Annotated in this window: 14 protein-coding genes; all 14 read right to left on the bottom strand. The window is 40.1% G+C overall.

The window, feature by feature from the left end; all coding sequences use genetic code 11:
- Window positions 1-83 precede the first annotated feature (83 nt).
- Window positions 84-1,556, bottom strand: coding sequence for an aldehyde dehydrogenase family protein (locus BANA01_RS03985; RefSeq protein WP_063251759.1), 1,473 nt, complete (start codon window positions 1,554-1,556; stop codon window positions 84-86).
- Between the two features lie 42 nt (window positions 1,557-1,598).
- Complete coding sequence (locus BANA01_RS03980; RefSeq protein ID WP_063251758.1) at window positions 1,599-2,735, bottom strand: acyl-CoA dehydrogenase family protein; 1,137 nt, start codon at window positions 2,733-2,735, stop codon at window positions 1,599-1,601.
- 21 nt (window positions 2,736-2,756) lie between these two features.
- A complete protein-coding gene (locus BANA01_RS03975) occupies window positions 2,757-3,953 on the bottom strand; it encodes an acyl-CoA dehydrogenase family protein (RefSeq protein ID WP_063251757.1) in 1,197 nt (398 codons plus the stop codon).
- Between the two features lie 32 nt (window positions 3,954-3,985).
- Window positions 3,986-4,405 (bottom strand): Zn-ribbon domain-containing OB-fold protein, encoded by a 420-nt coding sequence (locus tag BANA01_RS03970; RefSeq protein WP_063251756.1) that lies wholly within the window; start codon window positions 4,403-4,405, stop codon window positions 3,986-3,988.
- A gap of 11 nt (window positions 4,406-4,416) precedes the next feature.
- Window positions 4,417-5,580, bottom strand: coding sequence for a thiolase C-terminal domain-containing protein (locus BANA01_RS03965; protein ID WP_063251755.1), 1,164 nt, complete (start codon window positions 5,578-5,580; stop codon window positions 4,417-4,419).
- 76 nt (window positions 5,581-5,656) lie between these two features.
- Entirely contained in the window at window positions 5,657-6,073 is a 417-nt protein-coding gene (locus BANA01_RS03960) for a MaoC/PaaZ C-terminal domain-containing protein (protein ID WP_063251754.1), read from the bottom strand.
- Between the two features lie 60 nt (window positions 6,074-6,133).
- Window positions 6,134-6,583, bottom strand: a complete 450-nt coding sequence (locus BANA01_RS03955) for a MaoC family dehydratase N-terminal domain-containing protein (RefSeq protein ID WP_063251753.1) — start codon at window positions 6,581-6,583, stop codon at window positions 6,134-6,136.
- 4 nt (window positions 6,584-6,587) lie between these two features.
- On the bottom strand, window positions 6,588-8,774 hold the full coding sequence (locus tag BANA01_RS03950; protein WP_063251752.1) for an acetate--CoA ligase family protein: 2,187 nt from the start codon (window positions 8,772-8,774) through the stop codon (window positions 6,588-6,590).
- Between the two features lie 293 nt (window positions 8,775-9,067).
- On the bottom strand, window positions 9,068-11,116 hold the full coding sequence (locus tag BANA01_RS03945) for a helix-turn-helix domain-containing protein (protein WP_063251751.1): 2,049 nt from the start codon (window positions 11,114-11,116) through the stop codon (window positions 9,068-9,070).
- A gap of 172 nt (window positions 11,117-11,288) precedes the next feature.
- Window positions 11,289-12,104, bottom strand: a complete 816-nt coding sequence (locus BANA01_RS03940) for an SDR family NAD(P)-dependent oxidoreductase (protein ID WP_063251750.1) — start codon at window positions 12,102-12,104, stop codon at window positions 11,289-11,291.
- Between the two features lie 23 nt (window positions 12,105-12,127).
- Window positions 12,128-12,559: a MarR family winged helix-turn-helix transcriptional regulator gene (locus tag BANA01_RS03935; protein WP_063251749.1), complete on the bottom strand. Its 432-nt coding sequence runs from the start codon at window positions 12,557-12,559 to the stop codon at window positions 12,128-12,130.
- 409 nt (window positions 12,560-12,968) lie between these two features.
- Window positions 12,969-13,274 (bottom strand): hypothetical protein, encoded by a 306-nt coding sequence (locus BANA01_RS03930; RefSeq protein ID WP_063251748.1) that lies wholly within the window; start codon window positions 13,272-13,274, stop codon window positions 12,969-12,971.
- Window positions 13,275-13,741: 467 nt separating this feature from the next.
- Window positions 13,742-14,290, bottom strand: a complete 549-nt coding sequence (locus tag BANA01_RS30265) for an NAD(P)-dependent oxidoreductase (protein WP_218008375.1) — start codon at window positions 14,288-14,290, stop codon at window positions 13,742-13,744.
- The gene (locus BANA01_RS30260) at window positions 14,287-14,574 is read right to left on the bottom strand and encodes an NAD(P)-binding domain-containing protein (RefSeq protein ID WP_218008374.1); all 288 of its coding nucleotides are present in this window, start codon (window positions 14,572-14,574) and stop codon (window positions 14,287-14,289) included. Before BANA01_RS30260 ends, BANA01_RS30265 begins: the two co-directional genes overlap by 4 nt.
- Window positions 14,575-14,617 lie beyond the last annotated feature (43 nt).

The raw sequence follows: 14,617 nt of genomic DNA, 5'->3' as shown, positions 1-14,617 counted from the left end.
TTCTTGTTGCCCTTTTGAATTGTCCAGCTCCAGACGCCATCGGCTCGAGGACGGAATCTGATAGCGCCTAGAGCTTTTGTTATTCACCCCACATCTATCACACAGGTTTTTTCCCGTGTATTTTCAAGAATCGAATCTTTTCCAAATCCGCTATCTTTGAAACCGCCGAATGGTAATTCCGGTCCAACTCGGCGATACGTATTCACCCACACATTTCCAGACTCTAATTTCTGAATCATCCGATGTGCACAATCTAAATTGGTGGTCCAAACACCTGCTCCAAGACCAAAAGAGGTATCATTGGCAATGGCCAGTGCTTCTTCCTCTGTATCAAATGGCATGACCGTTGCAACGGGTCCAAAGATTTCTTCTTGGCATATACGCAGAGAATTCTGTCTAACACGAATCAAGGTCGGCTCTACCCAATAACCATTAGAGAGCGATGGTTCATCCGGTAAAACATCCTCCCCGCCGGAACGGCCGCCAATAACAATTTCTCCACCTTCTTGTATTCCTAATTCAATATAACGGCGCACTATGTTATATTGTGCTTCATTTGCTAACGGTCCCATGGTGGTTTGTGGGTCCACAGGAGACCCCAGTTTAATATTTTTCTTTATTATGTCAGTCATTAAAGAAATCATTTCTTGAAAGACAGATCGCTGAATGAGGATTCGTGATCCTCCCACACAAATTTGTCCCGCATTGCCTGTAAAAATCCCGTTTGTTGTTACCCCCTCAGCTGCCTTTTCTAAATTTGCATCTGCAAACACAATATTGGGAGACTTTCCACCTAATTCAAATGTTAGTGGTTTAGGTGCCTGTGCGGTTGACCTTACGATTGCTTTTGCCGTATTTCCTGAACCGGTTAAGGTCACCCGATTAACGTCGTGATGGCTAACCAAGGCTTCTCCAACAATCCCGTCACCGGACACTACATTTAAAATACCAGGCGGAAGAATCTTGTTTAATATTTCGCCATAGCGCAAACTAGAAACGGATGCATATTCGGAAGGCTTGATAATCACGGCATTCCCGGACGCAAGTGCATAGGCCGCTTTGATGGTAAACGTAAAAAGTGGTGAATTCCATGGTAAAATTCCGACGACTACACCTAATGGCTCCCTTAGTGTATAGCCAAAGCTATTTGCACTCAACTGAATGGTTTCGCCTCGGCTGGCGATAGAGGCCGCCTGTGCAGCGTCATACCAGATACTTTGTAACACAGGGATTAATCCATAAGTTGTTTCTCGGATCACCCAGCCGCAATCCATCGTTTCTAACATAGCTAACTCTTCAGCATATTTAGATAATAGGTCACCTATTTGTCTTAAATAGGCTGCTCGTTCGATGGCAGAAAGTACAGCCCACTTGCCAAATGCCTGTTTGGCTGCCAGAATAGCCTCTTCTGTATCTTCCACTGTACTGGAAGGAATTTTTGCCCATACTTTTCCATCTGCCGGATTGACACTTTCTATCCAATTTCCAAATACAGCAGGTACTACTTTTCCATTTATGAGATTATGAAACTCACGAATCTTATTGGCTGTTTCCAACTAAGTTCCCACCTTTTTTATTACGAATAGTAGAAGACTTTTTTACCACCCTAACGCAGCTGCCACTTTCTCATAATAATAGTGAGTGCTGCCTAAATAGTGTTCATAGTAGCGGGCTCGTTTCACAAAGAGATGGCAATCGATTTCTTCTGTAAAACCAATTCCGCCATGAATTTGCACATTTTGACCGGCTGCTCGGTTAAAGGCCTCTGCGGCGAATAAACGGGCACCTGCAATTGCCTGAACACGATCGTCGGTACGATTCTCTAATGCCCAATTGGCGTAATAAGCCAAAGATCTTGCTGTCTCTAAATCTACTTTCATATCAGCAATCCGGTGCTTTATGGATTGAAATCGTCCAATTGGCTGGCCAAATTGTACTCGGATTTTTGCATATTCTGCGGCCATTTCCACCACTTTTTCTATTCCTCCGACCATTACAGAGCATAACGCTGCATTAATCGCTAATAACCCCTCTTCGAGAATATCCCATCCGTTACCAAGGGATCCTATCAGGGACTCTTTACTCACTCTTACATTCTCCAACTTTATTTCCCCTAGCTGCCTTGACTCATCAATATTGCTTTGCCGGCGAATTTTGATCTGCTCTGTTTTGTCCAGTAGTAAGAGTGAAATCCCCTCCTTGTCCCCACCGTCACTACTAGTTCGTACAACCAGAAGAAAACTATCCGCTAACTCAGCATCTGGTATTAATGTCTTCGTACCATTTATTAGAATCTCATCACCTTCTACTGTTGCTGCCATGTGGATATCCAACGGATTGTAGCTGCCTCCTGGTTCAAGCCAAGCAATAGAGAAAGTTTGGGTTCCTTCCGCAATGGCAGGAAGATACGTTTTCTTCTGCTTATCTGTTCCAAACATCTCAAGAATGGGCACAGCAAGTGCATTGGTTTCTAAATACAATCCGGGCATGTTGCTGCGGCCCCATTCTTCAAGGACAGGAACAAGGTCCAATGCACCCAGACCCATTCCTCCATATTCTTCAGAAATATTAATACCTGCACAGCCTAACTCAACTAACCCTGAATAGATAGATTGATAGTATTCTAAATCACCCTTCATAAAATTCCGGGCAATATTCGTTTCTCCCTTGTCTTCTAAATATTTTCGTACATAATTGCCGAACATTTCTTGTTCTTCATTTAATGAAAAGTCCATCCTCTAACACCTCCATCTTCATTAGCGTCCCATATCTTTAGGCAGTCCAAGTATTCTTTCTGCAATCGTGTTCCGTTGGATCTCACTTGTACCGCCGCCAATGGTCATTCCGAAAGAATAAAGATAGTTTTCCTGCCAATAGGAATCTCCATAAACGGCATCTTCTTTCCATAAAATTCCCCGATGACCTTGGATGGAAACGGATTGAGCAAACAGTTCCTTTGTTAATTCACTAACAATGAGTTTATCCATAGAGCCCTCCGCACCTGGATGGCCGTTTTTTAACGTCTTTGTTAAGTTGCGATAATAATTTAATAGAGAACCACGAGATCGAGTATATAAATCAACCATCGTTTTTCGAATAAACGGATTTTTGACTAATGGACGGCCATCTTCCTCTAATTCTTTCGTCAGACCGACTAAATCCTGGAACTGCTGTTCAAGGGTAAATACTTGCGCTCCAATTCCTGTTCTTTCATGCATAAGCAGCGCGATCATGACTTTCCAGCCTTCGTCGACCTCACCGATAATATCGGTGTCATAAGCGATAGCGTCATTTAGATAAACTTCATTAAACTCATGTTTGCCATCCATCTGGATAATCGGACGTGTTTCTACTCCTTGCTGGTTCATATCTAATAGGAATACCGTAATTCCTTTATGTTTCTTTTCCCCTCTGCTTGTTCGTGCTAAAAGGAAGCAACGATCTGCTAAATGCCCAAAACTAGTCCAGACCTTTTGTCCATTGATGATCCATTTGTCACCATTTTTTACCGCGGTTGTCTGAATAGCCGTTAAATCAGACCCTGCATTTGGCTCAGAATATCCCTGACACCATACCTCTTCACCTGTTAATATTTTCTGAATATAGGCATCCTTTTGTTCTTCTGTCCCTATTTGCATCAGGGTAGGAGCAACCATGTGAATGCCGACATAATTAACTAGCGGCGGGGCCTTCACTCGAACCATTTCCTGCTGATAAATAATCTCCTCTATTAAAGTAGCAGCCCTGCCTCCATATTTTTCTGGCCAAGCAATGGCTGCCCAACCTCCTTCATATAACTTTTTCTGCCAATCTCTTAGAAACCTAGAGTACTCACCTAACTCCTTCGGCAGCTGTCTATCTCCTTTGTGCCAGCCCTCCGGTAAATGCTCTTCAAGCCATGTTCTGAGTTCTTGGCGGAATGCTTCTTCTTTTTCAGTAAAAGAAAAGTCCATTTACTTTTTCCTCCTTTCAATTAAACGTACCCTTATGGTGCTGGAATCCAATGTGGCAAAGCACGATCATCGGTGATATCCACCCATGTCATCTTTACAGGCATTCCAATTTTGACATCATCGGGATTACATTCCTGAATATTTCCAATTAACCTGACAGTTGTTGCCTTCTCAAGCTCCACTATCGCAATAATAAGCGGGAGGTCATTTTGAAAGCCTGGAAGAAAAGGGCGATATGAGACGACAAACGAGTAAATGGTACCCTTTATATCACTGCCAAAGTTTTCCCAACTAAGCTCGGTGCTTCCGCATTTAGCACATGCCGGGCCAGGCGGGTGTGCATATTGATGGCAGCTTTCGCAGGTTTGGATGAGGAGCTCGTGGCGATCCGCCCCATCCCAATACGGTTGATTATCCTGATTTTTTAATGGAATTGGTTTTTGATAATCCATTATTTTCCCTCCTAGTTTCGTAGAATCATAGCACCAGCAATATCCGGGCCTGCCCATCCGGTACATAGTCCAATTTCACAATTATCTACTTGCCGTTCCGTCCCTTTATAGTCATGGCGAATCTGCCGGACAATTTCCAAAACATTATTCATTCCATGGGTATACCCTTCTGAAAGCATTCCGCCTGCAGTATTACTTGGAAGCCGCCCTCCCATTCGGAGGTTACCCTCTGCTACAAAGTCACCCACTTCGCCGCGCGGTGCGATACCAAAGGCTTCAAGCTGCCGTAAAACAACCCAGCTATAGCAATCATAAATCGAGGCAACATGGAGATCCTCCGGTTTCACACCTGCCATTTTGTAGACTTCAGCTGCTACATAGTCAGATGCCACTTCCGATAAATTGGACCAGTAATGAGCGTGGGAAACACACTGTCTAGCAGCAATCCCCATAATATAAGCAGGTCTTGATTTACATAGCTTTGCTCTTTCCGCAGAGGTTACGATAATGGCATTTGCCTCATCTGATTCCAGACAGAAATCATGTTTATTAAAAGGTGAACTTAAATTTGGTGTATTTAGATACTCTTCCATTGTAAGTGGTTTTCCATAGAAATAAGCCTTTGGATTTCGCTGTGCATGTTCATAAAAACTAACGCATACATGACCTAGATGTTCTTTCGTAAGACCGGTTTCATACATATGGCGTGTCGCAAATAAACCAAACCACTGACTCGGACTCCCCGCTCCATAGGGGATAATAAAGCTTCCTCCATCTATAGCCGATTGAAGCATATCTACATCCCAGCCGCCGCCGCCCATTCTTACACCGGAGCGGCCATTCATCGAACGGAAAATGAGGACCGTGTTAACCTGCCCTGTTTCAATTAAACCGATGGCGTCAGCAACCAGCATTTCTGTACTGCTGCCTCCACCTAATATATCCTTCACATATTTTGGCCGAACACCTAAGTAAGTTGCCAACTGATGCGATGTACAGGAGTCATTTTCACTGTAACTCATAAAGCCATCGATATCTTTGGGTGAAAGTCCGGCGTCCCCAATGGCAGCCCTAGCTGCATCCAAGGCAAGATGCAACGGAGTAGTTCCGGAATTTTTTGACCGTTCGCTTTCTCCTACCCCTACAATGGCATAGCGTTCTTTTATATTTGACACGAATAAACACTCCTTTTTTTTGGCCGTATAACCATGCCTGTTGGTTTCTAATTCAATCAACATGTAGCTTTAACTTTTAAAAAAACTGTAAAATGGCTTTTCCGGACCCGACAACTTTCTCAGTAGCCTTTTGGGCATTGAGTTCTAAGCTCGCAAACCTCTTTCCATCTTCTTCATAAAGGTTTCGGATCACAGCTGTACAGGTAATCTGGTCACCTGGTCTTGTAATGGCACCAAATCTCATTCGTAAATTGGTCACTGCCGCGGTAACACCCGCAAGGCTGTTTACATATTCACCCAAGAACCCCATGACTAGCATTCCGTGTGCAATCACACCCGGCATACCAATACTTTGAGCAAATTGATCATCCGTATGCAGCGGGTTGAAATCCCCTGAAGCCCCAGCATATTTGACTAACTGAACCTTGGTAACAGTCTCTTTTACCAATGGCTGAAGTTCTTGCCCTTCCTGTAACTCTTCATATTTCAGCAACTTCTGCTCCTCCTTTCTATAGACAATCACAAATAAATTCGTCTTTCTTGGACAGAATCATTACCCAATCTGCTGTTTCGGCCGGTAGATAATGTTCATTCGGCTGATTACCACCATATTTCCACCTTCATCCGCAATCTCTGTATCTACTACTAAGAATTGCATTTTCCCACTCTTCCCTTCACGCTCATATAAATCTGTCACCTTCATTTGACATATCAGCGTGTCTCCAAGTCTAATCGGACGTGTATAGATGAATTCCTGCTCACCATGGAGCATCCTTTTAGGATCCAGTTCAAGCTTGATTCCTTCTCCCTCTGCGCCAATGACAATTGGAAAAGTAGGAGGAGCAATAATCCCACCATAAGGAGTTTGGGCTGCGTATTCCTCATCTAGATAAAGCGGATTATAATCCCCAATGGCTAGAGCAAATTGACGAATATGTCTTTTATCTACTTCAAACGTAAAGGGTGGACCTGTTAAGCCAATAATACTAGTATCTAAATCCATCTTCTTACCCCCTAACCTCCGTTTTTTCTTGAACGGGTTGACTAGAAATAATTAGTGCGTCAGCGGCTTTAAGTCCAATTTCATAGGCAATCATCGGATTTATATCCAGCTCTTCTATCAAACCGTCAGCGTCCGAAATTAAATCAGAAATATTCATTAAAACATCGATAATGGCCTCCACATCAACAGGAGCCTGTCCCCGAACTCCTTTAAGAATGGCTTTCGCTTTAATGTCTTCAATCATCTCGGCAGCATCCTGTCTTGTAAGGGGCGCTATCCGGAAAGAAATGTCTTTCAATGTTTCTACAAAAATTCCACCCAATCCAAACATGATTACAGGTCCAAATACAGGATCTTTCGTCACGCCTACAATTACTTCCGTACCTTTTGAGAGCATTTCATGGACTGACACCCCATTAATGATGGCGTCAGGTTTATATTCTTTAGCTGACCTCAGAATTTCGGAATATGCAGCCTTCACTTCTTCATCATTTTCAATATTTAACCTAATTCCATTTGCTTCTGTTTTGTGTGGAATATCATTAGAATCAATTTTTAAGACAACCGGATAGCCAATCGAATTGGCGTGCTGTACGGCTTCTTCAGAGGAAGCAGCCAACGCCTTTCTCGCTGTAGGAACTCCATATTTTGCTAACAATTGGCTTGCTTCAAATTCACTTAAAGCAGCACCTGGCTTCAGTAATGTGTGCAGCTTTTGTTTGGTCTCTTCCCGTTCTAGTTTAGAGGGTACATGATGATCACGTAGAATTTGATTTTTACGGTATTTCTCACTGTACTCGACGAGTTTGGCAAGTGAACGAATTGGACTTAGATTACCTGGTATTACAGGAATGCCGTTTTTCTCCAATTCTGGGGTCCCTTTCGGAATTGACATTCCTTCTAATGGAAAGCTGGTCACGAGAACGAATTTATCTGATTGTTTACATGTGTGAATAAATTCCTGAAGGTGTGGGTTGTCGCCTTCCCAAAACATAGGAAATTCAGTAAAAATAATATTATGAACATCCGGGTCCTCTACTAGCGCCTTAAGCGGAGCAGTAAATAACTCTGGATTCGTCACGGAAGCGGCGGCAGTCAAATCAATTGGGTTAGCAGCACTTGCAAAAGACGGGATGCATTGCTTAATTTTTGCCTTTGTTCCCTCACTAAGCGGAATAATATGTAGCCCATTCGCTTCACAACGATCTGCTTCATTGATTCCTCTGCCACCTGAACTGGTAATAATGACTGTTTTTCGACCTGTTGGCAGCTTTCCTGACAAAAAGAGCTTGGAAAATGAAATGATTTCTTCATAATCATTTGCTCTCACAATCCCTGTTTGTTTGAAAAAGGCGTCATAAATTTGATCCGAACCAGCAAGAGAACCCGTATGTGAAGCAGCTGCCCTGCTCCCTGCAGAACTTCTTCCTGTTTTCATGACAATAATGGGTTTATTGCAATCTAAGGCCTCTTTCGCTAACCTGCGCAGTTTTACCGGATCTTTCGCCCCCTCAAGATAACCACTAATGACCTTGGTCTTCGGATCATGAATCATGTACTCCACCACATCAGCAAACTCTGTATCCATTTCATTTCCTACGCTGACAAAATAATTAAACGTAAGTCCGTGCTGGGCTGCTGCCATATAGGTTAAAACGCCAAATGCACCACTTTGTGAGACATAGCCTACTGCACGTTGATCTTGAAGGGGATGGCTCATAACCGCCGGGGAAAAAGTGCCAACCAGCCCGTTAATGGTATTAACCAATCCAACACAGTTCGGACCAATTAATCGGATACCATTATTGCGTGCGATTTCTGCTATCATCTTTTGCTGCCTAGCTCCATCTTCACCTGTTTCAGAATATCCTGAGGCAAAGATAATCGCCGCCTTTACCTTTTTCTTCGCGCAATCCTCTAAACTTTGCTGCACTTGACCTGCACTTACACAAAAGATTGCTAAATCTACATGGCCTGGAACATTTACTAATGCAGGGAAACAAGTTAATCCAGCGATTTCTTGCGATTTTGGATTAATTGGGTAAATCTCTCCAGCAAATTTTCCATCCAATAAGGCCTTTACTTGGATAAATCCAAGCTTGTTAGGGTTTTCGGATGCACCTAATACTGCCACAGAACGAGGATAAAATAATGGTTCCAGACTTTCGTAGGAAGCGTTTTCATTTCGCACGATTTCCAACCCCAATCTCAAATATGTGAACTTGTTAGTAATCATAATGGCTTAATTTTAAAAATTCAGAAAACAAAATCTCTTATATCATTTAATTATTAGGGAGATAAAAAAAGAAAAATGAAGTAGAATGACTATTCTATCCACTTATAAAAAAATTTGGACAATATTTATGTACAGAATCATCCCGACAATCGTACACGAACACCTCGACATTGGAGGAGGATATTTTTTCATTTTGAAATAAAAAAGAACCCTATGCATAGTAACGGTGCATAAGGTTCTTACATTGTTTATTGAAAGTGATCCAGCCAATTCATTAGCCTAATTTTAATTTTCTTAGATGGAATTTTGATTCCTCTTTCAATATTGCTTAAATAAGAGGTAGAAATCTCCAATTCTTCTGATACCAGTGATAAAGATAAATCAAATTTTTCTCGGAGCTCTCTAACACGTATTCCAATCCTATCATCTACCTCTTCAAAAACGTCTCGGGGTAGTTGTCTGATACTTTTTCCTGGTGGACTTTTTCTAATAGAACGATATTGTTCCTTTATATATTCGGGCGGATCAATGATGATTGTAGCGTTTATCCATATACGGCCCCATCCCTTTTGATCCGCTATTGCTTCATGCCATTTTTCATAATACCATGAACCAATTACCCCATCCTGTTGCAAGGTATCTAATCCTATTTCAAGGCGTTCACGCGTTCGTGAAGGAGTCCGTTCATTTATCTTTACACCTATAGCGTCGAGTAACGTGCTAATTTTATTGGGTTGTAAAAACTCGCCTTTTCTTGCCTGTATCCTCCAACGCCAGCTTAAGTATCTGGTCAGTCTCTTTTCCCATGTTTTACGGTAAGGATCATAATGTAATCCCTTTAATGGCAGCAGTGCCACTTGCCGCCCAGAACCAAACAGATACTTCGCAAACACTTGATCCACCTTGTATCGTATCTTTTTCTGACTGGACTCTTCTGTGATGGGATATTCACTCCCCTTTTGATCCACAAATATAAACGCCCTACCTTGCAGACTTGTCTTAACGGGTTTTCCCTTTTCATAAATCACCGTCTTGTTTAGGTCAATCCAAAGTTTTTGAATAGTTGAAAGCGATTTCAATATTTGACGGCGTTGTTTTTCTTCGTAACCTCCACGACGGCCTTCCCCACCTAATTTGGGCTTCAGACCTCGAATCGCTAGCAAGTCATCTAATTGGATGTCAACGATATCATCATGATGCTTTGCTTTTGATAAAAAGAAAGTACAAAGAGCGTCAAAAACATCTGCTCCTAAGTCCGATAAAGATTGGGCTTCCTCCCACGTTTCTTTGACAATGGAATGGTTTTTGTTAAATGAGTAATGATCTTTTTTAAAGGGTTTTATTTGGAGAACTCCTTCTACACTGCCTTTAACTAACGATGCTGTTGGCCACAATGATGATTCATCCGGGTGGAAACACATTTTATAAAATACTTCGCGTACAGATTGATAGGGAGCATTATTCATAACATAAATACAGTCGTGTACCGCCAAATGATACGTTCGTTCGTACATTGGGGCCGTTAATGGAAACTCAAGAAAGGAAGTTTCCTCCTTTAAATTAAGCATGGCATCAACCTGTTGTACGGTGCAATCATCCAGATTCAAGATCGTAATAATCTTTTTCACCCAGTCTATTGTATAGGTATTGACAATGTTGGTAAAACGGGTAAGGAAATCCTTATTTTCAGATAAATTAAGTGAAATATATTGATAAAAAAGTTCATTTAATTCTTTTTGATCCAATTCTATTAACCGCCGAGAACCGATGGATTGTATCATTTCATTCAAAACCCATTCCGTCAGATGAATTCGGAACCAATCACAGAAATTCTGCCAAACATCATCACTCACTAAGAAAGTATCCCTTTTAAGGATCTCCTCAAAATATTGGACAGACCGGTCCTTCAAACTCTTGTCATTCTGAATATTTGCGATAGTTGGAGAAAACTTTTTATACTTCGTTAAAATGTACAGAACAATATGTTCAGCAATCTGCCTAATTAACCGATTTCTAGCTATTAATCGAAGGCTATTAAATACATGGGCACTCTCTTGATAAACCCGCTCCCAGATCATAAATGAATTTGATCCACTAACATCCTTAAAAAGGGGAAGTGCCGTAAGAGATCCTTTCCATGATTCTATTTCCATCCCTTTGTCATCCTGCTTTTTATGTTCCTGTTCATAAACACAAAGTACGAGAAATTTATCTATTTTTCCTGATAACTTTTTAGACAATTGGTCAAGGTCCCTACTATCCAGCTGATTCTGACTGGCAACTGTTTTATCTACCATATTACCTCCTCAACTTTATACATCAAATCTACTAAGGGGGTAGGTCATGTTGTTTGGTACATTTAACTAGTTTCAAGTGTATCATGTGATTTTTTATTATTCAATATTTTCAGAAAACAGTAGATAAAGGTAAAGTAAGAGCTGTGAGACTCTTACTTCCCTTGGTGTAGATTTACATTGTTTCTTTATGAATTCGAGCCATATATTCATTAAAATCGGCGATACTTGGATTTGCCATATAATGACCACCTTCCACCTGTATCGTTTGACCAGTAATAAATTTAGACTCATCCGATGCGAGAAATAGTACGGTAAATCCAATATCATCGGCTTCCCCATGATAAGGAAGTGCATTAAACTTTTCAAAAATTCCAAGGACAGCAGGAGGAATATTATTCGCTGCTGCTGGCGTTAAAATTAAGCCTGGAGCAACGGCATTACAGCGGATATTATTTTTCCCGTACTGTGCTGCAATATAGCGAGTTAAGTTGACTACAGCAGCTTTTGAAGCACCATAGGCTGAACGCAACACATCACCAGAAAATCCTGCCATGGACGCTGTATTAATAATCGAACCGCAACCAGCATCTATCATGTGGGGAATTGCATATCGACTTCCTAATAGTACACTCTTTACATTCACATTCATCAGACGGTCCCATTCATCCAGATCGATATTAACGACATCTAAATCTTTCTTTAAGTTAGTTAATCCTACATTATTAAACAGAACTGTTAACGTACCGTACTGTTTCACAGTAAAATCAACTGCTTCTTTAATCGATTCTTCTTTAGAAGCATCTAAGAAAATTGCACTAGCTTCATAGCCTTGGTGTTTCAGGTGATCAGCTGCTTCTTTAGCTCCCTCAAAATTAAAATCGCCAATAACGACTTTGGCACCTTCCCTTGCTAAGAGTGTTGCAGCCGATAAACCAATTCCTGATGCTCCTCCGGTCACTAAGGCTACCTTCCCTTGAACTCTCCCCATTTTCTTCCACCTCTCAAAAATATTTACTTTGATTCACTTAGTGTATTTACTAGTTTCTTATGAATAGCTAGAAACTGTTCTATTTCTTCTTCACTCAATTGTTGAAACAATTCTTTTCTTAATTCCTTCCCTACTCTTTGTGCTTCTTTAAGGACGTTTTTCCCTTCCTCTGTAATCTCCAATAAAACAATCCGACGATCTTCTTCATTAAATTCACGCTTCGCAAATCCTTGGCTAATGAGTCGATTAGCAATATTCGTCATGGCGCCGGGTGTATATCCTAATTCATTTGCTAGGGTGGTCTGTTTTTGCGCACCATTTTGTTTCAAAACAGACAGTACAAGAATTGGTGAAATTCCAATTTTATACTTAAAGGCCTTTGTCCACCTGATGATAGACTCGTTAGTAAATAATTCAACTGTACGTATAAGTTCAAAAATATTGTTATGTTCCAAATATGTCCTCCCACCGGGATTTACCAAAGTTTGATTGAACCACCGTCCACCATTATCGTTTGTCCCGTAATATACAATCCATTTCCGATTCCACTCGCACCACCAGTGATTACTGCTATTTTACCAAATAATTTCCCCACTGATTAAACTCTCCTATTAACAAGTTGGTTACATTATTTATTTTAACACTAAAATATTTAATGTTAAAGTATTCTTACCCTTCGTACCAATAAATCAACGAAAACACAGACTGATTCAATACAAATAAACATTTATTTAAATAACAAAACAGACCAAGAGAACCAAGATTGTGTTATTTAACAATATTGGTTCTCTTGGTCTGTTTTATAATCTTTTTTCAACGGCTTAATCCTTATTGAAGGCATTGCTCGGCCGCCTTCTATACCCCTTACTTTCCGTGCTCTGTAATAATAGGTATCTTAATCGTTTTATTATAGAAATCAATCTTTGGAGTTAAGCCATATGAATTTTTTTTAAATTCAATTACCCCTGCACTGGTAATGCTAAAGCGAGCTATATAATCATCCCTATTATCAATAATTACAAATTCATCTTTGTTTTTAAATAAAGTAAAATTAAATTGCATGATGATTTTCCAATTGTGAACTAAGTCATATTTTTCTAAAGGGATAATTTGTTGTTCCTCTATTTTTTCGTCGTTCGACTTTAGTTTTTGATTACTTTTATTCCGCACCTATGCCTACTTCTCCTCTCTTTTCTACTCATTAAGATAAAATATGATTGGCTCTGTATCTGAGTGTGGATGTTTGTACAAAAAGGCATAAATCTTTGCAATATAATAATTTCTGGATCAAATGGTTCTTTTATTATTATTCATTGTTGATGCTCGTGCAGGTATGAGAATTTATAGGCGGAGAAATTCCGGCTAATGTATATAGGTGCTGCTTAAGCAGCACCTATAAGCGAAGATATTCTGATTAACTGCTGTCAATAAGGAAAATTCCAAAGATTTGGTTCATATAACCGGAAAAACTTCCTTTATTTTTAAGTAACTATAGGTGTTTTCTAATTTAGACGGAAATTTTCCGTTTATTTTTCAAATACAGTGAAATTAACATTAAGTTAACGGAACTACAGAAATAAGGAAAGTATTCTGTTTTAAACACAGAATACTTTCCTATCTTTAGGTAACTTTATTCATTAAGCTTTTGGTTTCTCTTTTCCCATTGAGTTGAATAATTGTGTAGATGATAAGGCATTGAAAGGTAAGGTTACATTGTGTTTTAGACCTTCATTGTATGCCGCTTTTAAGTCTTTAAGTAAAACAGCCAAGGCAGTGTCCGCTGTCCATTCTGAAACATCACTCCAATTTCTAACTACCCAGCTATCACCTGTACTTACTTTTAATAGATTTAATATCTCTTGTTCAGGTAAGTTATAGTGGTTTCCTAATTTAAGTCCTTCAGCTACCGCATTCATGTTAATACCTAGAATCATATTATTAACTAATTTTGCTACTTGGCTGTTGCCTGGTTCCTCGCCATAGTAAAATGTATTGGATCCAATGGCATCAAAGTATGGTTGGAAAGATTTAACTATTGTCTCTGAACCTGATGTCATTATTGATAATGTTCCAGCTTGTGCACCTGAAGCACCACCACTTACTGCAGCACTAATTAATCTAAATTCACTTTCCTTTTCAACTTTTTTTCCTAATTCATTCATTGTATCAGGGTCAAGTGTACTCATAACAATAATGGTTTTGTCTTTAGGTTGTCCGATAATAAACCGCCTTCATTAAAAATAATATCCACATTTTGGGCATAATCACGAACCATCGAGATAATCGCTTCGTCAGCTTGTTCTGCCACTTCTTTTAACGTTTCTACCATTGTGATTCCAGCAGTACTTGCTTTCTCATAAACACCTTTATAAGCATCATAACCGATTACTTCAAAACCAGCTTTCTTTAAATTAACTGCCATTGGAAAGCCCATTGTTCCTAATCCTACAAATCCTATTTTTTTACTCATGATAAATTCCTCCTATATTGTCCTACTATTTTTTAATAATTAC

It is taken from the genome of Neobacillus niacini NBRC 15566 (assembly GCF_001591505.1).
Taxonomy (GTDB): Bacteria; Bacillota; Bacilli; order Bacillales; family Cytobacillaceae; genus Neobacillus; species Neobacillus niacini.
Note: the sequence above shows the minus strand (reverse complement) of the source record. Positions and strands in the feature narration are given on the sequence as shown.